This window comes from Bradyrhizobium sp. AZCC 2230 (assembly GCF_036924495.1).
Classification (GTDB): Bacteria; Pseudomonadota; Alphaproteobacteria; order Rhizobiales; family Xanthobacteraceae; genus Bradyrhizobium; species Bradyrhizobium rifense.
Map to the genome: position 1 here is coordinate 5083225 of NZ_JAZHRS010000001.1, position 22025 is coordinate 5105249.

Sequence of the window (22025 nt, forward strand, 5' to 3'; positions counted from 1 at the left end):
TGAGCGCGATCAGCTCGAGGCTCCTATCGCACCGGCGTTTTCAGGCCCCGACCAGCGCCTTGGTCGTCGTCGGCAGCAGCGTCTGCTGCACCACCAGACCACGGGCGCGGGCGTCCATGACGCCGACGGCACGCAGCGCAAGCAGCGTCACGGTCTGCACCGCATCGCGCATCTTCGCGGGATCTTCGAGATTGTCGGGCGCAAGCGGGCCGACCAGCGCTTCGTGCAGCGCACCCAGCAGCGCGGTCGCGGCCAACGCGGTGTCCTGCGCCGGCAGATGGCCGGCGCGCACGGCGGCGTCGATCCGCCCCGCGATCTCGCCGGCAATCTCGCGGCGGCTGGCAAGCCGTGAGGCGCTGACGTCGACATCGACAGGCTCGGCCAAAATGCCCCAGGCCAGCCGGCGCTGCGACAGCGTATGGACGGCCACCGTGGTCACGGCCGCGGCCAGCGCGGAGGACGGGCCAGGCGCGGCATCGGCCGCGCGCCGGATCGCCGCGAGCTCGTCGCGGGAGACCTCGGAGATCAGTTCGGAGATCAGCTCGGCCTTGGAGGGGAAGTAGCGATAGACGGTGCCGGCCGCCACACTGGCCCGGACCGCGACCGGTGCGATCTGCACCGCCGCCATGCCGCCTTCGGCTGCGGCTTCCCTTGCCGCCGCCAGGATGGCGCTGCGCCGAGCCGCAAGGCGCTTCACCACTTGATGCGTTCGCCGATAAACCATGGCGCGCTTCCTGTCCCACACGCTTGCCGCACGCCCGCGGCCGAACGCTTCGTCACTGCAATAGATGCAAATCGCCCCGCAAAGACTGAACAACTATTCAGGGGGGATGACAAGAAGCAAATGCGTGATGCCGGTTTTCGCGCTTCACGTCGGCTGCGAGGACAGTCAGATTCTGCAAATCCGAACCTCGGCCGTGTGCGACCTTTACGCGCAAAGCGGCAAAGTTCCGGCACCGATTCATGCAACCTTAACTGGCCGGTCATAATCCTGTCTGTGTCAATCGGAATTCGGCCATGCAGCTCACAAGCGTCCTTTCCGCGTCGCGCCGCGTTTCCGAAAAAGAACTGCGACCTGCGCACATGGCGCCTTGATGCTGCAACGCGCGACCACCGCCACTGACTTGCGAGAGGCTATGTCCATGCCCGCGGCCGGAGGCCTGCGGCGATCATGGACGACGAACCTGCGCGGGAAGACGCTTGCACCCATCGCCATTGTCGTCTGCTCGATGCTGGCAGGCGCGCTCTACACCTTCGCGATGGGCGAGGACGTCAACTGGGATTGGCAGAACTACCACGAATACAATGTCTGGGCCGTGCTCAATGGCCGCTATGGCGTCGATGCGGTCCCGCCGGGCTTTCAGACCTACTTCAATCCGATCGTCTATTTTCCCGTCTATTACCTCCGGCACTTCCTGCCGTCGCCGTATGGGCTGATGATCATCGGCGCCATTCACGGCCTCAACCTCGCGCTCATTTGCCTGTTTGCACGCCTGGTCCTGGGACAAGCCGCGACCTTCGCTGCGATCGCGGCGGCGGTCGCCATCGCGGCCTCGGGCCCGATGACGCTTTCTGAAGTAGGCACGAGCTTTTCCGACGTGCTGCTGGCATTGCCCGTGATCGGCGGTTTCCTGCTGATCCTGGTTGGGGATCGCCGGCCGACGGTCCGCTATCTGCTGGCTGGGCTCCTGATCGGCGCCGCGGTCGGGCTGAAGCTGACCAATGTCGTCTACGCGATCGGTGCAGCGGCAGCAGTGCTCGCCGCCGCGCGTCCGCTTCGCGCGAGTGTCCTGCTCGGACTTGGCGGGATCATCGGCGCGGCGCTCACCGGGGGCGAATGGTGCCTGATCGCCTGGCGCGACACCGGCAATCCGATCTTCCCGCTGTTCAATGCCGTGTTCCAGTCAGGCGAGGTGGCGGCCATCAATCTGATGGATGCGCAGTTCATACCCCACGGCGTGCTCGACGCACTGGCCTACCCCTTCTACTGGGTGGTGGGCGATCACAGAGGTGCCGAGCATCCGTTCCGCGACGCACGCTTCGCGGTGGTGACGGTTCTGCTCGTGCTCGGCCTGCTTGCGCGCATGACGCGCAACAGCGCGATCCTCACACGACGTGACGTGCAGCTGGTGGTGCTGTTTGCAGTCTCGTACCTGGCGTGGCTCGGCCTGTTCTCGATCCAGCGCTATGCGGTGGTTCTGGAATTGTTGTGCGGCCCGATCATCGTTCTGCTGCTCGCGCGCCTCGCTGCGCGCGCGGGGCCGACATTGCCCACGGCGTCCCCCGTTCCGCTGAATGCGCTGATGTTGACGGTTGCAGCAGGGATCGCATTGTGGTCGCAGCCGGCGGACTGGTGGCACCGTCCCTGGTCCGAAGCCTACCGGCCGAAGATCGCCGATGAGCTCGGTCAGCCCGCGACCTACTTCATCCTCGGCAAGCCGCTCGCCTATGTCGCGCCGCAGCTCCCCTCCCAGTCGCGCTTCTACCTGCTCGCCGATATCGGTGTACCTATCGTCCCCGGCGGCATCTTCGACCAGCGCATCCGCGCCGGATTGAAGGCGCCCCTGCCCGGCGGTCTGCGCGAATTGCACATGCGCGGCGAACCGGACCGCAGCGCGCTGCTGGATCGCTACGCGCTTGCCATCGATCCCACCAGGCCCTGTGTCGCCATCGAGGGCGCCCGCTCCGGCACAATCCTCGAAAGCTGCCCGCTCATTGAGCGGGGCTCGCGTTAGCGGACTTGATCCGCGGACGATGCTCGACGTGCCGTTGGCCACACCGTACCCTAGCTAGCGCCGTGAACCCGTAAATTTGCTGGGCTGACGTCACGCCAGAGTCCGCTATGCCCCGATAGCCGGCGTGTTGCTGCGTAGCAGCGAAATGACGCGATGGGCCAACAGCGGAAATTGCGCGGTCGATTGTAGGACAATGCGCTGCCGCCGCAGCATTCTGGTGATATGGTCATAAGCGGGTCGAGGCTGGGCTGATCGGCCCGGCTTGCCTCGCGCAAAGCGGGACACCAGGCCGACCATTTCCGTGGATCAGGACAAAACAGCAGTTTGCTGGCCGTGTTTAACAACTCCACCGCAGCGTTTGGGGACTACTTGTTTGTTGAGCTTGAACCGACAGTCGCCGGAGGGGGCGGCATCATGTTCCAGGTGTCGGCGCGATATTTCCAATCTGCGCCATCCCGGACGATGACGCTCATATAGGTTCCTTTGATCTGCTGGCTTCCGGCATCAGCAGACCAGGTACCGGCTTGATAAAGTGAGTTTGGGTCTATCATGTTCGCCTGCGCGACCGGCAGAACCATGTTTTCGAGCTTCTCATTCACCATCTGATCCATGAATTTGCGGATATTCTCAGTGCCGATGATGGGTTGATCCACACCTTGCGGCAACAACACGGCGTCGGCCGTGTATAGCGCGGTGAGAGCGGCGGCATCTTTCTTGTTGAAGGCTTCGATCCACTTGTCGTCGACACGCTGTGCAATTGTTTTGGCGTCGTCTGCGAAGGCGGGTACGACAACGGCGAATGTCACTGCCAATACGCAAAGCATTTTGTTCATGGCTTGCACTCCTCGCATGTGGTTACCTCTAGAAATGCCAGTGCCGCGCCGCGCTTCGAGCGTACTGCTCAAGTTTGCCGCTGGCCGATGTTGGTCCGGACGTGGTAGCGCCTCAGCGAAGGCGCCAGCGGGTAGCCTCACTGAATTGGAGCTTGTCCAGATGCTTTTCATCGGAGCCTCAATGGCCACGTGGCGAACGAACACATGATTCAGAATGGGCTCCGAGAAAGGCGGAGTACGGAGGTGTCGTTTTGAAAAATTTGAGCCGCGGCTACACCTTCGGCTTCATCTCTTGTCTCTTCGCGGCATTCAGCAAGCGAACGGAAATGATCTCAGGATCAGGTCAGTCATTGCCGAACCCTGATCCATTGCTCATGGCCTCGCAGGACAACGAATATTTATTAGACCGGTGATTGACACCAGACAAGACTTAACACCGGCGCATTGCCGTTCCGGAGAAGTACGGTCAGGAGGATTGACGCACGAGCGCAAGGCGACGCCATCTGGTCTACCCTCAACTTCGGACATGACCGGGCGCCGTCCGGACGCTTGCGATGGGCCATTTCCGGACCAACCACGCGCCCCTAAATCATACTACCCGGCATGAAACAGCGAACAGTCGGACGACCGTCATCATAGTAGGGCCAAACAACCGTTCTCCCGAAGCGGTTGGGTACCTTCACGACCGCAACGTCCGGAACGTCAATCCACTCGTTCGCAAGAAAGACTTGGAAATGCCCGTTCTGGCTTCGCCAATCTGTGTCCTGCAAAGTATTTCCGTCGGAAAGAGCGCAGCAGGCCTCTCCTCCTTCGGATTTCAATTGCTCGAACCATCTGTGCATTTCGGGATCGGCTTGCGCGTATTTGCCTTCTGGATCGCGAGCCGCCACGGGCGTGGACATCAGCAGCAATGCCACCATCATCGGTCTTACGATGTAGGTATTCTGCAACCGGGCTCTCATAACAGCCCCCCTGTTCAAAAATTCAATCGCCTGAACGGCGATCACGCCGAGAAATAAATTCGCGTCCGGGTCAACGGGAAGAACGGAGGGAAATGCATCAACGACATCGCCCAGCCGACTTTGAAATGCGCCCGGAGGCGCCAGGGCCCAAGTAAACTGAACGGGTTGACAGTCAGTAAGCCTGATCGCCCGCCCCATCACAACTAGAAGGAATGATGGAGCCTCGAAACGTAGCAATGGTTTTCCGCCAGTTCAACCTGAAGTCAGTTCGGCGTGGCTGCGGCCTTCTGTGGAAGTGCAACGACGCTGACCTTTCCCAACGCAATTGAACCTTTGCGGAATGCTTCGGACCAACAGTGAAGCAGTTCACATGGTTTCAAGTGGGCCAAGATTAAGGTGAGCGTGGAATTTGTGGTGGGAATATCTCTAAACCAAGAGAGGGGAAATCCCATGAGAAACACATTTCTGATAGTGACCGCCATTTCCAGCATTGGAAGCGTGACGATCAATCACGCCAACGCGTGCGCACTACAGCGCCCAACTTTCGAAGTTACAGGCTTCCCGATCTCCCGGCATCAGGTTGCAGTGCTGGGCGCGGCCCAGGTGGAGGAGAGTCCGGCTGCACCAACGCTCATGTCAGCTGGGATGCCGGCTTCTCCCAGTCAGATTGCGATTCTGACGCCGCGCCCGAAAATAACGAAAATAGTCGAGGCTTCAGCAGATCCTAGTCTGCTCACTGTTGGTGTAGCGAGAACGAGCTCGCGCAGAAGCGCTGGAGAGGCATCGTGTGGCTCTGAGTGATCTGCGGATCACGCGGTATCTTGCGCCCCGCCTTCGGGCGGGCTTTTTTTGCGCTTGCACGTGAGCGACAGCCCTATTGGGATCGCATCGATTGCAGAAAAAGCACGATCTTCGTTCGATCCTCAACGGACGCAAGACCGCCGTAGGGAGCCATTTTATTCCCAGGAACGACCTCATCTGGATTGGCTATGAAGCGCGCGAGTTTTGCTTCATCCCAGATGAAATCACTGTCCCTCATCGCCGCCGAGTAATTGTACTCCGGCAGCGATCCCGCTTTCCTTCCAATAATCTGGTGCAAGTTAGGACCAAGACGATTGTCGTCCTTTTGGGTCGAATGGCAAGTTCGACAAGCGTTGTTGAACAACTGTTGCTCTGCGCCTTTCGAGAGAACGTCCTGAGCCGAAAGCGAGGACGACGATAGCAAGTACAACATTACGCTCGATATCATGAGGCCCAGCCGGCCGATACGCTTCATGCCAACCTCCCGTCGCCTGCGAAGGGCGACTGAAACCGCCGCCTGAGTCACTCCAGCTTATAAAGGAAGTCCAGCCATTAACCTGCCATTTGCCTCCGTCGGCTCTGGGTCAATCGCTACACGAGCGACCCAGCGGCAAGTCCGACCATGTCGGTTATGCACCCGATAGCGGAAGTAAATTCAGAGCATTAGCGGCTTCGCTATAGGCCGGTGCGGGTTGATGGCGCCGCCCGAGACGTGATTCAAGCTCCGAAATCGGAGCATCGAATCATGCGTTACGAACTCAGCGACTATGAGTGGACTGCCATTAAGCCGATGCTGCCGAACAAGCCGCGCGGCGTTCGGCGGGTAAATGACCGCCGCGTGCTCAATGGCATCTTTTGGGTCCTGCGTTCAGGTGCGCCATGGCGCGACCTGCCCGCGACCTATGGTCCCCGCACCACCTGTTACAATCTCTTCGTTCGGTGGCGGCAGGCTGGCGTCTGGGATCAAATCATGGGCGCGCTTGCTGCCGGTCATGATACCGCGGTGCAGATGATCGATACCTCAGTCGTGCGCGTCCACCAGCATGGAGCCTGCATCTCGGACAACAATCACCAGGATATGGGTCGCTCGCGAGGGGGCCTGACCAGCAAGATTCACGCGGTCGTGGACACCAATGGCCTGCCGGTGCATCTCGCACTAACGCCCGCGAGGCGCATGATAACCGAGTGTGTTCACTTCTCCTCAGCGCCTTGCCTCCACAGACGATGTTGCTCGCGGATCGCGGCTACGACGCCGGCTGGATCAGGGAACTTGCTCGCCAGCAAGGAGCATAGGCGAACATTCCTCCAAAACGAAATCGCAAAAATCCGATCTGCTTCAGCCCGTATTTGTATCACACGCGCAACTTGGTCGAGCGGTTCTTCAACAAGATCAAGCAGAGTCGGCGTGTCGCGACCCGATATGACAAACTCGCGGTCAACTATCTGGCGTTCGTCAAACTCGCATCAATCCGAATTTGGTTGCGCGCTAATGAGCCCACGCCCTTACCGTATAGGATGGGCTGCCTTAGAATCACAACGGACCTGGCCTCCGTCATGTGGACACTATTTCTGTTTCGGTGCTGCGGCCCCCCGTCGGGTTCTCGTTCGTCAACCAGCCCGCCTCCCGCACCATGGCGACGGCTGACCGGGCGACGGGGGCCGTGATTCCATTGACGAGTTGCAGTCGCAGATTGCGGCCCTCGCTAATGGCCCGCACGACCGCCTTCCTCGCCACCCACCAGGAGCGATGGACCTGCAGGCCATCGGCATTTTCGAGCGCCATCATCGCCTGGTTGAGCGTTGCCAGTACAAGGCGAGAGTTGCCGGCGGTATGGACGCGTACATAGTGGTCCTCCATCTGCAGGCAAAGCACCGCGGAAGGTGGCGCACCGAGTAGCCCGAAAGCAGTTGGCGGCGCTTCACCGGCTTCCCTGGCCTGTTGCCGGCGATGTAACCGGGCCTGCATAAGAAGGGTGAAACCCAGCACAATCGGCAAGGCGGTGATCAACCCCTGAAAGTACCAATCGAGTGGTCGCAAGGTTTTCAGGAAAGGCCATATCGATACGGCGATCGACACGACCCAGATCTGGAAGGGTGCGTTCAGGATGACGACGCCGAGGAAGATCGACATCCAGGTCATCGCCGGGTTCAGGCGGAGCCGCAGCACCACCCGGATGAGCGATCCGAACAGGAGGATTCCCGGCAAGAAGCAGGCGAGTTGAAACACCACGCGCTGCCAAATCGGTCCATTCAGATAGCTCCCAAACGGTCCGATCAGGCCGAAAAAGATGGCGCAGACGCTCGCGATCGCGAGGTCGACGGCCCAATCCCGCAGAAAGTCACTCCGGCGCGTGTCACTCATAAGGCCATTATAGTGGCGGTTTGCCCGCCGGCGAACCCATTCGCCCGTTGGCGAACAATTGCTGGCGCAGGCCTGCGCCGCTTGCTGGATCCTTGGCGTCCCATCGCCGAGAGGTTCCCATGCGCACCACGATTGCATCCGTTTTCGCGATACTCATCGCGCTCACCGCCGGCCAGGCCGACGCCGCGGTCGGATTCCAGCATTTCAGCATCGACGATCCGCAAGGCCCACCGATCGAGGTGGGCGTCTGGTATCCGACCAGCACGACCCCGAAGCTGGAGGCGGCCGACACCGGTCAACAGATGGTCGCCCGCAACGCGCCGGTTGAGGGCACCGGTCTGGCGCTGGTGGTCATATCGCACGGTCACGCAGGGTCCTATGCCGGGCACCTCGACACCGCCACGGCCCTGGCCAATGCAGGGTTCGTCGTCGCCGCTCTGACGCACAATGGCGATAGCTGGCACGACCAAAGCCGTCCGACCGCAATCTGGGAACGGCCACGGCAATTGAAGCTGCTCACGGATTACATGCTGGGCGCGTGGCGCGACCACGGGCACCTCGATGCCAATCGCGTTGGTGCGTTCGGCTTCTCGGCAGGCGGCTTCACGGTGCTGGCGGCCGCCGGCGGCGAGCCGGAGCTTCAGACCCTTCCGTCGCACTGCAAGGCGCATCCCGCCTTCGAAGACTGCCAGATCATGGGAGAGCACCCGTTGCTGCCGGATACCGCTATCGTCTGGACCCACGATCCGCGCATCAAGGCGGTGGTCTCCGCCGCGCCCGCGCTCGGTTTTACCTTCGGGGCCAAAGGTCTAGCGGCGGTCCACCAGCCGGTCCAACTCTGGCGGGCCGAGGATGATCAAGTGCTGCCACACCCCTATTATGCCGAAGCCGTTCGGCTCGCTTTGCCGACGCCGCCCGAGACGCACATCGTGACCAACGCCGGGCATTACGACTTCTTGAAGCCGTGCTCCGCGGACCTCGCGACCCGCGCGCCGGCCATCTGCACAAGCAAGCCGGGTTTCGACCGCGCTGCGTTTCATGAGCGCTTCGATCACGACATCGTCGCCTTCTTCAAGCGGACGCTGCCGTAGCAGGTCACGCCGATCGGAGCTTGCCCGAGCTTCTCAGTTCGTTCGGGTTGCCGCGAGCTGCAGCGATGATGCAGCCTCGGCAGCCCGCCAGGCTGCGCAGCGGCCAAGGATCAGCCCGTACACGATGAGGATCGCCGGGAAGCCCACCGGCTGCCCGAGAAACAGGAAGGTCGCAAGCAGCGCGAAGACGAGAGCCAGGGCCATCACCTCATGGCGGGCAAAACCTTCATCGAGCCCGGCGCGGATGAGAAAGGCCACCGCAATGCCCAGCACAACCAGATCGTACATGAAGAGATAGGGCGTCGTGAGCAGCGTTGCCGCCGCGAGCATCGCCGCCTTCAACGCGTAAGGCAGCCTGCTCCGCCACATCGCGACCAGCACGACGGCGACCGCTGCCGTCAACACCCACTGGAAGATCCATCCGAGCTGCTCGGTGCCGCCGACATAGCGCACCAACGCGAAGATGCTCTGCATCTTGAACCAGGGCGCTCTCCCTTCGGTCAAGAAAGCCTGCGAGAACATCGGAATCCAGTGGAAGAAGGCCTGCCAGCTTTCGGTCCCAAATGCGAGCCAGGACACGCCTGCAATCGTCACCGTGACGACAGCGGCGGTGAAAAGTACCGTCCACTCGGCGGCGGCGATCAGCACCAGCGGAAACAGCAATCCATATTGGGGTTTGTAGCTCAGAAGGCCCAGGCAGATTCCAGCCAGCACGGGCCGCGTCGGCAGCAGATAAAGCATGCCGCCGATCAGGGAGGCGGTGAGAAAACCGTTCTGCCCGACCAGGATGTTGATGAAGGTGGCAGGAAATCCAATTGCAAGCACCAGGCCCGCGTTGCGCCCGATGATCGCGCGCATCACGGCGAGATAAGGCACGATGCTGAACGCGGCCCAGCCGATGAAAGCCACGGCATAGGGAAACTGCGCGAGGAGAGAGGCGACGAACAGGAAGGGCGGCGGATAGTGCCAGGCGAAATGGCCGACAAAATCCTGCTTGAGCAGCGCAAGCTCGACCTGCTTCTGGATGTCCCAATCCCAGGCCTGTGCGGGATGGCCCTCGAGCGCCAGTTTTCCGGCCGCCCAGACATTGACGAAGTCCGTCGGGATGCCGCGTCCGTCCGCGCCATAGATCCACGCATGCGTGAGATAGGCCGTCGGAAAATACGCCAGCGTGACGATCGCCAGCACGAACGAGATGTTGAGGAGCGTCGCAGGGAGTACGCCGTGACGGGCAACAGCAGGCGGGGCGGACGAAGCTTCGGCCATACGGCTTCCTTTGACGCAACAAACACGGTGACGCAGGTGCGCTCAAGCCCTACACCCGAGGGACTTGAAGGAGGCTTAAGCCGGATTGTCGAATGCCCGGCGCCGATGCTGCCGGCAAAGCAAAAGAGCCCCGTCGATGACGGGGCTCTTCGCTATTTCGTTGATCGTCCGGCTTACTTGAGGCTGGACGAGATCGAGCCGAACTTGGCGTTCAGCGTGGTGCCGAGCTGGTTGACGACGGTGATGATCGCCAGCGCGATGCCGGCGGCGATCAGGCCGTATTCGATGGCGGTGGCGCCGGATTCGTCCTTCACGAAACGCGAAACGAGGTTCTTCATAGACTGCTCCAAAGGATACACGTGGCTTCAACTGGTCTGGTCTTTTCGGCTTCCCAGCGCCGCCCGACCATGGAACCCAACGTAAGGGCAAAGACTTGCGCCGCAGTTAACTCGACTGCGTAAATGCGGAACCGTTTGTATGTATTCGCCGATGGTAAACCGAAATCTAAAACGATCGGTTAAATTGCGGGGACGTGGAGTCTCGCTCTCGCCATTCCCTCCCCCTTGTGGGGGAGGGAACGTAGCTCCGTTGGGGCGCAGCTCGAGTTCATCACGCTCCAATTCCGGCGATTTACTGGAAGTTATGACCGGCATGGTCAAATGCCGCCCGCTCGGCCAACAGGGCTAAGAACAAGACGAGGCGGCATGTCCCTATCCTTCACCAACAGCATCACGGTGCAGAGCCGCGCGCGAGCGCTGGTGCCGCTGTGTGTCGGCGCGGGCGCCTATCTCTTCTTCCTCTATATCGGCGACACGCTGCTTCAGGACTCCGACTCGTTCTGGCAGATCAAGATCGGGCAGTGGATCCTCGATCACCACGCCCTGCCCTATACCGACTTCTATTCCTTCACGCGCTCCGGCGAGCCCTGGATCTCGACGTCCTGGCTGTCGCAGATCCTGTTCGCCATCTCCTATGCGCAATGGGACTGGGCCGGGCCGGTGGTCCTCACCGCGCTCGCGATCGCCGCGTCCGCCGCGATCTTCGTCTACCTGCTCGAGGCGCATCTCGAAATTCCGCGCGCAGTGCTGTTTGCGATGCTGGCCGTGCTGCTGTCGCTGCACCACATCCTGGCGCGGCCACACATGCTGGCGCTGCCGGTGATGATCGCATGGGTCGGCATTCTCATGAATGCAGCCGACCGCAAGGTCACGCCGTCCTGGGTCTGGCTGCCGCTGATGTCGCTGTGGGCGAACCTTCACGGCGGCTTCGTGCTCGGCCTCGCGCTGATCGGCCCGATGGCGATCGAGGCGATCTGGACGCTGGATTCCGGCAAACAGATACGGCTGCTCGCGCGCTGGTTCCTGTTCGGCGTCGCCGCCATGGCCGCTGCCTGCGTCACGCCCTATGGCTGGCGCACGCTGCTGGGGGCGACCAACATCCTCAATCTCGGCGAACTGCTGTCGGTCATCTCGGAATGGATGCCGGCGAATTTCGCCTCGTTCTCGGCGTTCGAAGGCGCGATCCTCGGCCTCATCGCGATCGGCCTGTTTCGCGGCCTGACGCTGTCGCCGCCGCGCATTCTGCTGATCCTGCTCTTCACCTGGATGGGGCTCACCCATGTCAGGAGCATCGAGGCCTTTGCCTTCCTGGTGCCGCTGGTGCTGGCCAAGCCGCTCGGCGAGACATCGCCGCTGCCGCAAGAAACTGAGCAAGCCAGCGAGAGCTGGGCAGCGCGCTATGTCACCATCACCGGCGCGCTGATGATCGCGGCCGCGGCCTGGACCACGACCTCGATCTACATGTCGCATCATCGCTTCACCTTCACGATGGACCAGACGCCGGTCGCCGCCGTCGACCTGCTCCAGCAACGCAAGGCGCAACGCATCTTCAACGGCTACCAGTTCGGCGGCTATCTGATCTCGCGCGATATCCCGGTCTTCGTGGACGGCCGCGCGGAGCTCTATGGTGAGAAGTTCGTGATGGACTTCTTCAAGGGCGTCGAGGTCAAAAAGCTCGATAACCTGACGCGGCTGCTGGAAGAGTACAAGATCGACGCCACGCTGATGGGCGCCGACACCCCGGCCGCCCAGGTGCTCGATCATATCAAGGGCTGGAAGCGGCTCTATGCCGACAACATCGCGGTGATCCATGTCCGGGACGGCGTGCCCGATGCCGCCGCGCCGGCCAGGCCATGACCATCGCGGCCAGCGTTCCGGTCGCGCGCGCCAAGCGCAATCTGGCGCCGCTGTGCATCGCGGCCGCGACCTTTCTGCTGCTGCTGGTGAGCGGCGACAGCCTGCTGCACGATCCGGACACGCTCTGGCAGATCAAGGTCGGCGAGTGGATCCTCGATCATCGCGCAGTGCCCTGGACCGACTTCTATTCGTTGACGCACCAGGGTGATGTCTGGCTCTCGACCTCATGGCTGTCGCAAGTCCTGTTCGCGACCGCCTATTCGCATTGGGGATGGGCCGGGCCCGTCGTGCTGACCGCAGCCGCGATCGCGCTGGCGATGGGATTGCTGCTGGCCTTCCTGCAACGGCATCTCGACCTGCCCTATGCGCTGGTGTTCTGCCTGCTGGCGATGACGCTGGCGGCGCCGCATCTGCTGGCCCGCCCACACGTGCTGGCGCTGCCGGTCATGGTCGCCTGGACCGGCGGCTTGATGGCCGCAGCCGATCGCGGCCGCGCGCCCTCCTTCCTGCTGCTGCCGCTGATGGCGCTGTGGGCCAATCTTCACGGCGGCTTCGTGCTCGGGCTCGCTCTGATTGGCGCGATCGGTCTCGAAGCGCTCTGGCGCGCAGCGCCGCCGCGCCAGCTGGCGCTCGCGATGCGCTGGGCCGCGTTCGGGCTCGGCGCGCTGGTCGCGAGCTGCTGCACGCCCTATGGCCTGGACACGCTGCTCGGTGCGGCCCGCATCCTCAGTCTCGGAAAGTCCTTCTCCGTCATCGCCGAATGGCGTCCGGCCGATTTCAGCTCGTTCAGCCCGTTCGCGGGCGCGCTGCTCGGGCTGCTCGGTCTCGCGCTCACACGTGGGCTCACGCTGTCGCCGCCGCGCGTGCTGCTGATCCTCGGCACCGCCTGGATGGCGCTGGCGCATGTCCGCAGCATCGAGACCTTTGGCGTGCTCGTGCCTCTGGTGCTGGCGCAGCCGCTGAGCGGCTGGTTCATGTCCGTGTCTGATGCCCCGCGCAGCTTGAGAATGGCTCCTGGTGCTCCGGCAGCGCTGGCCGCGGTGGCGATCGTGCTCGCAACCGCAAGCGCGACGGCGACCTTTGTAGGCCGTCATGCCTTCGAATTCTCGACGGCACAGACTCCGGTTGCCGCGGTCGATGTGCTGACCGAGCGCAAGGCGGCGCGCATCTTCAATTCCTACGGCTTTGGCGGCTACCTCATCGTCCGCGACATCAGGCCTTTCGTCGACGGACGATCGGAACTCTACGGCGAAAAATTCCTGATGGACTATTTTGCCGCCGAAGACGGCCGCGACGTCTCCGGCCTCTTGCGCATGCTCGACGACAACAGGATCGACGCAACGCTGCTGACGCCGGATTCACCGGCAGCGCAGATGCTGGATCATATCAAGGGCTGGAAGCGGATCTACGGCGACGGCATCGCGGTGGTCCATGTGCGCGACAATGCCGAAGGCGCGGCCGCTACGACATCGAAGTGAGGACGCAGCTCCAGGAGAGCCGGTCATTCATCTTCGATCACGAAAACAGAAAGGTCCCGATCAGCAGGCCCGCAGCGAAAGCGAGAAGCCCCAAAGTGGAGGCTGAAACGATCCGGATGAGGATGCGGACTTGCTCCTCGTACTCTTCTTCTGCGGTCTTGTGGGACTGAGCCGTCATTGCAACTGCCCTGCCATCGCCCAGATGGGGCGAATGTACCCTCGAAATCGTGGCCAACAAGAGGCATTTTGGCCCCGCCGCGATGCCCTGTTCGTGATCTGGCGGGCAATATCGCCGTGGTTCATGTGCATCTGATCGACCGGGACATGGTCGCTCGGGCTGGTGTCGATCTTGATGCCGGGCAGCAGCATCGGCAGTTCGAGATCGTGGATCGCGCAGACCTGCTTCAGGAGTTCTCGGTCGACAGATCGTCGCCGCAGGCCTTCAGCACCGCCTCCAGCGCCATCGCGTTGCCGATGAAGAGCTGCTGCACGTTCTTGCTCTGGAGATAATTTGCGATCGCGGTGTTCTTCGCGGTGCCGATCGAGGAGAAGATCAGCGCGACCTCGTCGCTCTCCACCAGCCTGCGGGTTTGCTCGGCCGATTTCGGCGGCGCGCAGCTGCCGTCAAGCGAGATCGGATTGACCTTGCGGCCGCAGCGGCAGGCAGCATGAAGGATGTCAGCGCGGCGATCTTTGCGAGGAGATGCAGGAAATTCCTCCCGTTTTTTTATACCTGCCGATTTCCCGTGAGATGGGTCTCTGCCTCGCAACCATTGCCGGCCATTCACCGAATTAGCGATATTTTTCCATACATTTCCATTGACGCAGTGCGGCGGGAACGGCAGTTTAGAAGCGATCCAGCTATCTCCAATTTCAAGGCAGATATTTTCGGGATGGGGCTTACTTAGAAACTTGCCGCAACCATGACGGCAGCTTGACGACCGCAAGAGGCGGACGATCGAGACAAATAGAATCAGAATCCCAGAATGATGCGCCCGCAAGGGCGGTCAGCGCGCCTGTAGGGGCGGTCAGCTTCCGAGCATATCCTCCTGGTCCGCGAGATACGAGACAGCCTGGTCCGTGAGATACGAGACTGCGGCGACGGTTGCGCGTCGCCCGGAGGTGGTCCGACAATGAAACATTCAGCTAGCGCGTTCAGATTCCTGGACGACCAGTCAGATAGTTTCATCGAAAGTGCGTGGTTCGATCAAGTCGTCAGCCCGGTCATTCCGGCCGGTGCCGCCCAGCTCCAAACCGCACCCAGCGCCGCAGACACGACGGGTCCAACCGGCGGCATCGTCCCTGCTTCCGAAACCGTGACCTTCACCGGCAGCCAGCTGGTCTTCTTCAACACCTATTCATCCAGCGTCAGCGATGCGTATCGCACGGCGATCCTCGCCGCCGAGCATGAGCTTCAGAGTCAATTCAGCAACAACGTCACGATCAGCGTCAGCTTCGGCTACGCAAACCTGGGCTCCGGCTTTCTCGCCCAGAACACTTTCGGCAACGTCGACAACGTCAGCTATGCGACGCTGAGAAGCGCTCTCGTATCGCATGCGACGACGGCGGACGACATCGCGGCCGTGAACACCCTTCCAACCACCGATCCGAGCGGCGGTCACACCTGGCTGGTCGCCGGAGGCATGGCGAGGGTGTTGGGACTGCCCGGTGCCAGCAGCAGTGGTACCGATGTCCAGCTGGTCCTGGGCAGCGGGGTCAGCTGGAATTTCGATCCAAACAATAGATCCGCCAATTCGAGTGCCTACGATGCCATCGGTGCCATCGAGCACGAGATCACCGAAGGTGGTTTCGGGCGCGTGGGCGGCTTGGGCGACCAGAACTCGACCTGGGGACCACTGGATCTGTTCCGGTACTCGTCCGCCGGCCATCGGGACTACACCGACGGGCGAGATGAGGCTCCCAACATATTTTTCGGTCGATGGAACGCACTTGCTGACCCAGTTCCACAACTCGGCCACGACCGGCACCTTCGACCATCAGGACCCCGGCGATTGGGACATCGGGGACGATTCGTTCGGCTTCGGCATAGCCGGCCATGTCGATGTTCTCTCGGCAACCGATCTCCGCTTGCTGGACATCCTGGGCTGGACGCCGAATGTCCCGGACGACTATCGCAACACGCTGACCGACACGACGCATCCGTTCGGCTCGATCGCGGTGAATGGATCCAGCAGCGGGACGATAAATACCGACGGCGACCGCGACTGGTTCCAGGTATCTCTCGCCGCAGGCCATCACTACGTGATCCGCGAGCAGGGCGAACTCTTCGGCCAGGGCACTCTCCCGGACCCGCTCGAAGTGTTGCACGACAGCGCCGGAAACACGGTCGGCTCCAACGACGACGTGGCTCCCGACTATACCGACTCCCAGCTTGTCTTCACTCCGGGCACCAGCGGAACCTACTATGTCGAGGCCGGCGCCTATAACGACCAATCCACCGGCACCTACAAAGTCTCCGTCTCGAATGTCGACCTGGCGACGGCAAACGATTTCGGCGGCGACACCAAGTCCGACATCCTGCTGCGAAACGACGCCGGCGTCGTCGCCAGCTGGGACATGAACGACGGAACGCTTGTGCAAAGCAATTCGTTCGGCTTCGTGCCCGCCAGCTGGCATGTCTATGGCACCGCCGACTTCAACGGCGATGGCAAAACCGATTTGCTGTGGTTGAACGACGACGGCACAGTCGTGACCTGGGATATGAACGACACCACCACGCTCAGCACGCATACCGTCGGCGCGCTTCCGTCGAACTGGCACATTGTCGGCACCGGCGACTTCAACGGCGATCGCAACGCCGACATCCTGTTGCGCAACGACGCCGGCGTTCTTGCGACCTGGGACCTGCATGACGGGGCGTTTGTGAGCAGCAGTTCGTTTGGCGTCGTACCGCTCAACTGGCACATCGCGGCCACTGCCGACTTCAACTCGGACGGTCACACCGACATTCTGTGGCGCAACGATGCCGGCAAGATCGTCACATGGGACATGGACGACGCCACCACGCAGAACACCCACGACCTGGGCACCGTGCCGGCCAACTGGCACATCATGGGCACAGGCGATTTCAACGGCGACAATTATACCGATATCCTCTGGGAGAATGATGCGGGCGTGGTCGCGATCTGGGACCTCAACAACAGCACCATGCTCGCCAGCAAGACGGTAGGACAGCTGCCCAGCAACTGGCATATCATCGATACCGGCGACTACAACGGCGACCACAAGACCGATATTCTGCTGCGCAACGATGCCGGCGTGGTTGCGACCTGGGACATGAACGATAATGTGACGACCAGCACCCACACGCTGGGATATTTGCCGCCGAACTGGCACATCGTCGCCTAGTCGGGGGCGGATCCGGATCTGGCCGACCCTGATCTCGGTCGCGGTGACCCCGCGCATCTCGGCGGCGAGCGAAGCGGCGGCCAATGCCCCGTGGCCGAACAGGAAAGCGTGTCATGCTTCTTCGCAATCTCTTCATCGCATCTCTGGTTGCGGTCTCGATCAGCGCGGCGCGTGCGGCGCCGCCATGGCTGAGCCTGCCGCCGACGCCCACCTTGCCCAAGGCGGCACAGAGCGGCTTCGCGCCCGTCAACGGCATCAAGGTCTGGTACGCACTATTCGGCCGGGGTGAGCCCGTCCTGTTGCTGCATGGCGGCCTCGCCAACGCCAATTATTGGGGGCACCAGGTCCGTGCGCTGCAACGGCACTATCAGGTCATCGTCATGGAGAGCCGCGGGCATGGGCGCAGCAGTCGCAACCAGGAGCCGCATGGCTACGATTTGATGGCCTCGGACGTCATCGGTGTGCTCGACCATCTCAAGATCAAGAAGGCGGCGATCGTGGGCTGGAGCGACGGCGCGATCATCGGCCTCGACATCGCCATGAAGCACCCTGAGCGGGTCAGCAAGCTATTCGCATTCGCGGCGAACTCCGATCCATCAGGTGTTGCCGACATTGCGACAAGCGACGTCTTCAACGCCTACATCGCCAGGGCCGGCGAGGAGTACAAGCGCCTCTCGCCGACCCCGACGGAATACAAGAGCTTCGTCGCCGAGATCACCAGGATGTGGGAGAGCCAGCCGAAATGGTCGGCCTCGGACCTCGCAGCGATCAAGGTCCCGACCTGGATCGTGGATGGCGATCACGACGAGGCGATCAAGCGCGAGAACACCGAGTTCATGGCGGCGAACATTCCGGGGGCCGGCTTACTGATCCAGCCGGAGGTCAGCCACTTCTCGTTCCTGCAGGATCCCGAGCAGTTTTCAGACGACATACTGCATTTTCTGGGGCGTGGTGGTGCCGCAGCGAGGTGAGACATCAAAGCGTAGCGTGCCACCATCTCTGCCGTGATTGCTGAGAGATGGTGGGCACGGCGCTCAGCGCCTTTGCCCACCCTACTTTCCTTTGGCGCGGTCCTTGAGGGGGATCACGAGCTTGAGGCCGGACCAGACATCGTCGACGGCGCAGATCTTGATATCGACGAGGCCGTTGGCGAGCGCGGTCTCGCGCACCAGCGCTTCGGTGACGTCGGTCGCGACGCCGGACGCCTTCTTCGGCCAGGACGCCCAGATCATCCCATCCGGCGCGATCGCCTTGCGATAGCCGCGCAGTTTTGCGGCGAGGCCTTTGGCCTCGGCTGCGAAGAGATGCACCATGTCGAGCGGCGCCCTCGCGGTTTTGGCGATCGTCACATCGTCGGGCAGCTTGCCGACGACATCGTCATAGGCAGTGGAAAGACCGTCCACAAAAATACAAAAGCCCGGCTTGATGCCGAGCTTTTGCACTAACGGTTTGCCGGACGCGCCGGCCATGAGACGCCTGCGTTACGCCTGCGGCTGCGGCTCCAGGCCGGGATCCGGATCGGGCCGCGGGCGCGACTTGCCGGCCGGAGGCACGGCGGAGGCGCGCGGCGTGGTCGGCTCGAGCACGGACTCGCGGTTCGGCTTCTTGCCCTTGAGCAGGTCGACGATCTCGTCACCGGACAGCGTTTCGAACTCCAAGAGGCCCTTGGCCAGCGCTTCGAGATCGGCGCGCTTCTCGGTGAGAATGCGCGTCGCCTCGTTGTAGCCCTCTTCGACGAAACGCCGGATCTCGGTGTCGATCTTCTGGACCGTCGCCTCCGAGGCGTTCTGGGTGCGCGAGACCGACATGCCGAGGAAAACCTCGTCCTGGTTTTCGCCATAGGACACGGTGCCGAGCGCCTCGGACAGGCCCCAGCGTGTCACCATCATGCGCGCAAGCCGCGTGGCCTGCTCGATGTCGGACGACGCACCCGAGGTGACCTTCTCGCGACCGAAGATCAGCTCTTCGGCGACACGGCCACCCATCATGATGGCGAGGCGCGAGGTCATCTGCTCCAGCGACATCGACAGCTTGTCGCGTTCGGGCAGCTGCATCACCATGCCGAGCGCACGGCCGCGCGGAATGATGGTCGCCTTGTGGATCGGATCGGTCGCGACGACGTTGAGGCCGACGATGGCGTGGCCGCCTTCGTGATAGGCCGTCAAGAGTTTCTCTTCCTCGGTCATGACGAGCGACTTGCGCTCGGCGCCCATCATCACCTTGTCCTTGGCCTCCTCGAACTCGGCCTGGGTCACCATGCGCTTGTTGCGGCGCGCAGCGGTCAAGGCGGCTTCGTTGACGAGGTTCATCAGGTCGGCGCCGGAGAAACCGGGCGTGCCGCGCGCGATGGTCTTGAGGTTGATATCCGGCGCCAGCGGCACCTTGCGGACGTGAACCTTGAGGATCTGCTCGCGGCCGACGACGTCGGGATTGGGCACCACGACCTGGCGGTCGAAGCGGCCCGGACGCAGCAGCGCGGGATCGAGCACGTCGGGACGGTTGGTCGCGGCGATCAGGATCACGCCCTCGTTCGCCTCGAAGCCGTCCATCTCGACCAGCAACTGGTTCAGCGTCTGCTCGCGCTCGTCATTGCCGCCGCCGAGACCGGCGCCACGGTGACGACCGACCGCGTCGATTTCGTCGATGAAGATGATGCAGGGCGCGTTCTTCTTGGCCTGCTCGAACATGTCGCGGACGCGGCTGGCGCCGACGCCGACGAACATTTCGACGAAGTCCGAACCCGAAATGGTGAAGAAGGGCACGTTGGCTTCGCCCGCGACCGCACGCGCGATCAGGGTCTTACCGGTGCCGGGAGGGCCGACCAGCAGCACGCCGCGCGGAATGCGGCCGCCGAGGCGCTGGAATTTGCCGGGGTCGCGGAGGAATTCGACGATCTCCTGCAGGTCCTGCTTGGCTTCGTCGACGCCTGCGACGTCCTCGAAGGTGACGCGGCCATGGGCCTCGGTCAGCATCTTCGCGCGCGACTTGCCAAAGCCCATCGCCTTGCCGGCGCCGCCCTGCATCTGCCGCGACAGGAAGATCCAGACGCCGATCAGCGCGATGAACGGGAGCCAGGAGACCAGCAGCGAGACGAACCACGGCACGTTGTCGCCGGGCGGCTTCGCGGTGATCTGGACCTTGCTGTCGTACAGGCGCTTCACCAGCGTCGGGTCGTTCGGCGCATAGGTCTGGAAGCTGGAGCCGTTGGTGAAGGTGCCATGGATGTCAGGGCCCTGGATCACGACGTCGCGGACACGGCCCTGGTCAACTTCGCTCAAGAGCTGCGAGAATGCGATGTCCTGCGAGGAGGCCCGCTGACCCGGATTCTGGAAGAGCGTGAACAACGCCAACAGCAGCAAAACAATGATGACCCAGAGGGCGAAATTGCGCAGATTGGCGTTCATCGATCTTCCTTCGTGGTCGCGCGGATCGCGGCCTCATCCTTGGGCAGACTAGAGAAAATCCCCAAGGAATCCTCTCGGTTAGACGAATACAATTTAGGTGCCGCCCCGGTCGCTGCCAAGGGAACGAGATGGGACTATTTATCCCATCTTAAAGCGATTCCCGCTGAAATAATGGCATCAAGGCCGGGGTTTTTCCTGCCTGGTTAAGGTGTCCTGACCCTCGGTTGAGGTGTCCGGACCCTCGGGTCGAGGTGTCCTGACGGTGTCCGGCTGAAACGACCGGTGTCATGATCCGCCCTCATCCGCCCTTCAAGCCCCCTTTTTGGTTTCTTTGGGACCGCCGGGCCGGCGCAGGCGCGATGTGGATACGCCCCCCGGCAAGGCTGATCAAGGCTCCCGCCAGGGTCTGCTTCAGGATGGCACGGCCATGTGCGGGCGCACGGGAGCTGGCAGCCCTGATCTGGTCGCGCATGGCCTGATCGAGCGCGGCCAGCAGGGTCTCGATCTTGCCGAGTTCCGCCGGCCCCTCGTGCCCGAGCGCGTCAATGGCCCGCAGCAAGAGCCGCAGCCGGACTTCCTGCGGCAGGGTGGCGAAGGACGCGGCCTCGAAACTGCGAACGCCCGGCTGCGGCGCGCCGCGATCCCGCAAACGGAGGAAGCGCTCGGCGCCGTCGGTCAGCACCTCGACCGCCGCGTTCGCCCGGGCGAGCCGCGCCGACAGCCGCGCCAGCGTGCGGGCATCGCCGCCCTCGGCCGCGAGCTGCGGCAGCAGCGCCCGCAACCGCGGCCGCGTGAAGGCGGCGTCGCGGTTGGTCGGATCGTCGGCAAAGGCGATCCTGGCCCGCTTCAGGGTCGCGATGAGCTGCGATTTCGGCACGTCGAGCAGCGGGCGCGCCAGCACGAGGCCGTCGCGCGTCGTGAGGCGCGCCATCGCCGACAGCCCGGCGATACCGCTGCCGCGGAGCAGCCGCATCAACAGGGTCTCGGCCTGGTCGTCGCGGGTATGCGCGGTCAGCACATGGCTCGCGCCGGCGACGCGCGCCGCCTGCGCCAGCAGGCGGTAGCGGGCTTCGCGCGCGGCGGCCGGCAATCCCGTTGCAGGCTTGGCGCCACGCCAGCGCAGGGTCCGGTGCGTCAATCCGAGTTCAGTGGCGAGCCGCTTGACCTCGCGCGCCTCGCGCGCCGCCTCCACCCGCAGGCCATGATCGACGGTGACGACGGTGAGCTCCGGGCCGCGCGCGAGGCTGCGCCGCCAGCGCGCGGCGAGCCACATCAGCGCGACCGAGTCGGGCCCGCCTGAGACCGCGAGCACCAGTGCCGGCGCAGCCTTCAGCTCGGCGAAGAGCTGCTTCGCCGCGCGTGCAGAGATCGGAGAATTGTCGTCGTCTGACATGACGCGGCCCAGCAATCGCCAGTGAATGGCGGGCGCAATTTTAGCGCAGCGCCATCCGCCTTGTCAGCGATCGCCGCCGCGCGCCAAGCGCGATTTTATTTGGTGCATGATCTTTTCGGAAAACCGCTGCACACTT

The 22025-nt window shown here is 62.7% G+C and carries 18 protein-coding genes and 3 pseudogenes; 8 read left to right on the plus strand and 13 right to left on the minus strand.

What is annotated here, in order from left to right; all coding sequences use genetic code 11:
- Positions 1 to 40: 40 nt before the first annotated feature.
- Positions 41 to 724 (minus strand): helix-turn-helix domain-containing protein, encoded by a 684-nt coding sequence (locus V1280_RS24395; RefSeq protein WP_334529912.1) that lies wholly within the window; start codon positions 722 to 724, stop codon positions 41 to 43.
- Between the two features lie 418 nt (positions 725 to 1142).
- Between V1280_RS24395 and V1280_RS24400 the strand changes: the two genes are divergently transcribed.
- Positions 1143 to 2735 carry a glycosyltransferase 87 family protein gene (locus tag V1280_RS24400; protein WP_334529915.1) on the plus strand — a complete coding sequence of 531 codons (1593 nt, stop codon included), beginning with the start codon at positions 1143 to 1145 and terminating at the stop codon, positions 2733 to 2735.
- A gap of 365 nt (positions 2736 to 3100) precedes the next feature.
- Here the strand turns inward: V1280_RS24400 and V1280_RS24405 are convergent, their stop codons facing one another.
- The 3 genes from V1280_RS24405 to V1280_RS24415 all read right to left on the minus strand — a co-directional run bounded on the left by V1280_RS24405 (position 3101) and on the right by V1280_RS24415 (position 5806).
- Positions 3101 to 3568, minus strand: a complete 468-nt coding sequence (locus V1280_RS24405) for an SgcJ/EcaC family oxidoreductase (RefSeq protein ID WP_334529918.1) — start codon at positions 3566 to 3568, stop codon at positions 3101 to 3103.
- Positions 3569 to 4152: 584 nt separating this feature from the next.
- Complete coding sequence (locus V1280_RS24410) at positions 4153 to 4767, minus strand: hypothetical protein (RefSeq protein WP_334529921.1); 615 nt, start codon at positions 4765 to 4767, stop codon at positions 4153 to 4155.
- 637 nt (positions 4768 to 5404) lie between these two features.
- Entirely contained in the window at positions 5405 to 5806 is a 402-nt protein-coding gene (locus tag V1280_RS24415; protein WP_334529924.1) for a c-type cytochrome, read from the minus strand.
- A gap of 270 nt (positions 5807 to 6076) precedes the next feature.
- Here V1280_RS24415 and V1280_RS24420 point away from each other — a divergent pair.
- A pseudogene (locus tag V1280_RS24420) lies at positions 6077 to 6819 on the plus strand (IS5 family transposase); the annotation flags it as partial.
- A gap of 64 nt (positions 6820 to 6883) precedes the next feature.
- Here V1280_RS24420 and V1280_RS24425 read toward each other — a convergent pair.
- Positions 6884 to 7693: a LytTR family DNA-binding domain-containing protein gene (locus V1280_RS24425; RefSeq protein WP_334529927.1), complete on the minus strand. Its 810-nt coding sequence runs from the start codon at positions 7691 to 7693 to the stop codon at positions 6884 to 6886.
- A gap of 119 nt (positions 7694 to 7812) precedes the next feature.
- On the opposite strand from V1280_RS24425, the gene V1280_RS24430 reads away from it, so the two are divergent.
- A complete protein-coding gene (locus V1280_RS24430) occupies positions 7813 to 8784 on the plus strand; it encodes an alpha/beta hydrolase family protein (RefSeq protein ID WP_334529930.1) in 972 nt (323 codons plus the stop codon).
- Between the two features lie 33 nt (positions 8785 to 8817).
- Here V1280_RS24430 and V1280_RS24435 read toward each other — a convergent pair whose 3' ends face one another.
- Positions 8818 to 10050, minus strand: coding sequence for a glycosyltransferase family 87 protein (locus V1280_RS24435; protein WP_334529933.1), 1233 nt, complete (start codon positions 10048 to 10050; stop codon positions 8818 to 8820).
- Between the two features lie 173 nt (positions 10051 to 10223).
- Positions 10224 to 10388, minus strand: coding sequence for a Flp family type IVb pilin (locus V1280_RS24440; protein WP_148771991.1), 165 nt, complete (start codon positions 10386 to 10388; stop codon positions 10224 to 10226).
- Positions 10389 to 10754: 366 nt separating this feature from the next.
- Here V1280_RS24440 and V1280_RS24445 point away from each other — a divergent pair, with 366 nt between their 5' ends.
- Positions 10755 to 12245 (plus strand): hypothetical protein, encoded by a 1491-nt coding sequence (locus tag V1280_RS24445; RefSeq protein WP_334529936.1) that lies wholly within the window; start codon positions 10755 to 10757, stop codon positions 12243 to 12245.
- Positions 12242 to 13723, plus strand: a complete 1482-nt coding sequence (locus V1280_RS24450) for a hypothetical protein (protein ID WP_334529939.1) — start codon at positions 12242 to 12244, stop codon at positions 13721 to 13723. The genes V1280_RS24445 and V1280_RS24450 overlap by 4 nt, the downstream gene beginning before the upstream one ends.
- A gap of 174 nt (positions 13724 to 13897) precedes the next feature.
- Here V1280_RS24450 and V1280_RS24455 read toward each other — a convergent pair whose 3' ends face one another.
- The 3 genes and pseudogenes from V1280_RS24455 to V1280_RS24465 all read right to left on the minus strand — a co-directional run bounded on the left by V1280_RS24455 (position 13898) and on the right by V1280_RS24465 (position 15077).
- Positions 13898 to 14092: a hypothetical protein gene (locus V1280_RS24455; RefSeq protein ID WP_334529942.1), complete on the minus strand. Its 195-nt coding sequence runs from the start codon at positions 14090 to 14092 to the stop codon at positions 13898 to 13900.
- A gap of 98 nt (positions 14093 to 14190) precedes the next feature.
- Positions 14191 to 14376: pseudogene (locus V1280_RS24460) on the minus strand (ABC transporter substrate-binding protein); the annotation flags it as partial.
- A 554-nt stretch (positions 14377 to 14930) separates the two neighbouring features.
- Positions 14931 to 15077, minus strand: a complete 147-nt coding sequence (locus V1280_RS24465) for a hypothetical protein (protein WP_334529945.1) — start codon at positions 15075 to 15077, stop codon at positions 14931 to 14933.
- Between V1280_RS24465 and V1280_RS46870 the strand changes: the two are divergent.
- From V1280_RS46870 to V1280_RS24480, 3 genes and pseudogenes are all read left to right on the plus strand, one after another.
- Positions 15040 to 15564 (plus strand): annotated as a pseudogene (locus V1280_RS46870) (hypothetical protein); the annotation flags it as partial. The gene V1280_RS24465 and the pseudogene V1280_RS46870 overlap by 38 nt on opposite strands.
- Positions 15565 to 15673: 109 nt before the next feature.
- Complete coding sequence (locus V1280_RS24475) at positions 15674 to 17092, plus strand: FG-GAP repeat domain-containing protein (protein WP_334529951.1); 1419 nt, start codon at positions 15674 to 15676, stop codon at positions 17090 to 17092.
- Between the two features lie 113 nt (positions 17093 to 17205).
- Positions 17206 to 18063 carry an alpha/beta fold hydrolase gene (locus V1280_RS24480; RefSeq protein WP_334529954.1) on the plus strand — a complete coding sequence of 286 codons (858 nt, stop codon included), beginning with the start codon at positions 17206 to 17208 and terminating at the stop codon, positions 18061 to 18063.
- Positions 18064 to 18144: 81 nt separating this feature from the next.
- On the opposite strand, the gene V1280_RS24485 is transcribed toward V1280_RS24480, so the two are convergent.
- The 3 genes from V1280_RS24485 to tilS form a co-directional block, all read right to left on the minus strand.
- Complete coding sequence (locus tag V1280_RS24485) at positions 18145 to 18561, minus strand: DUF3052 domain-containing protein (protein WP_334529957.1); 417 nt, start codon at positions 18559 to 18561, stop codon at positions 18145 to 18147.
- Positions 18562 to 18573: 12 nt separating this feature from the next.
- Positions 18574 to 20496 (minus strand): ATP-dependent zinc metalloprotease FtsH, encoded by a 1923-nt coding sequence (gene ftsH / locus V1280_RS24490; protein WP_148771999.1) that lies wholly within the window; start codon positions 20494 to 20496, stop codon positions 18574 to 18576.
- A gap of 298 nt (positions 20497 to 20794) precedes the next feature.
- Entirely contained in the window at positions 20795 to 21889 is a 1095-nt protein-coding gene (tilS, locus tag V1280_RS24495) for a tRNA lysidine(34) synthetase TilS (protein ID WP_334529964.1), read from the minus strand.
- Positions 21890 to 22025 lie beyond the last annotated feature (136 nt).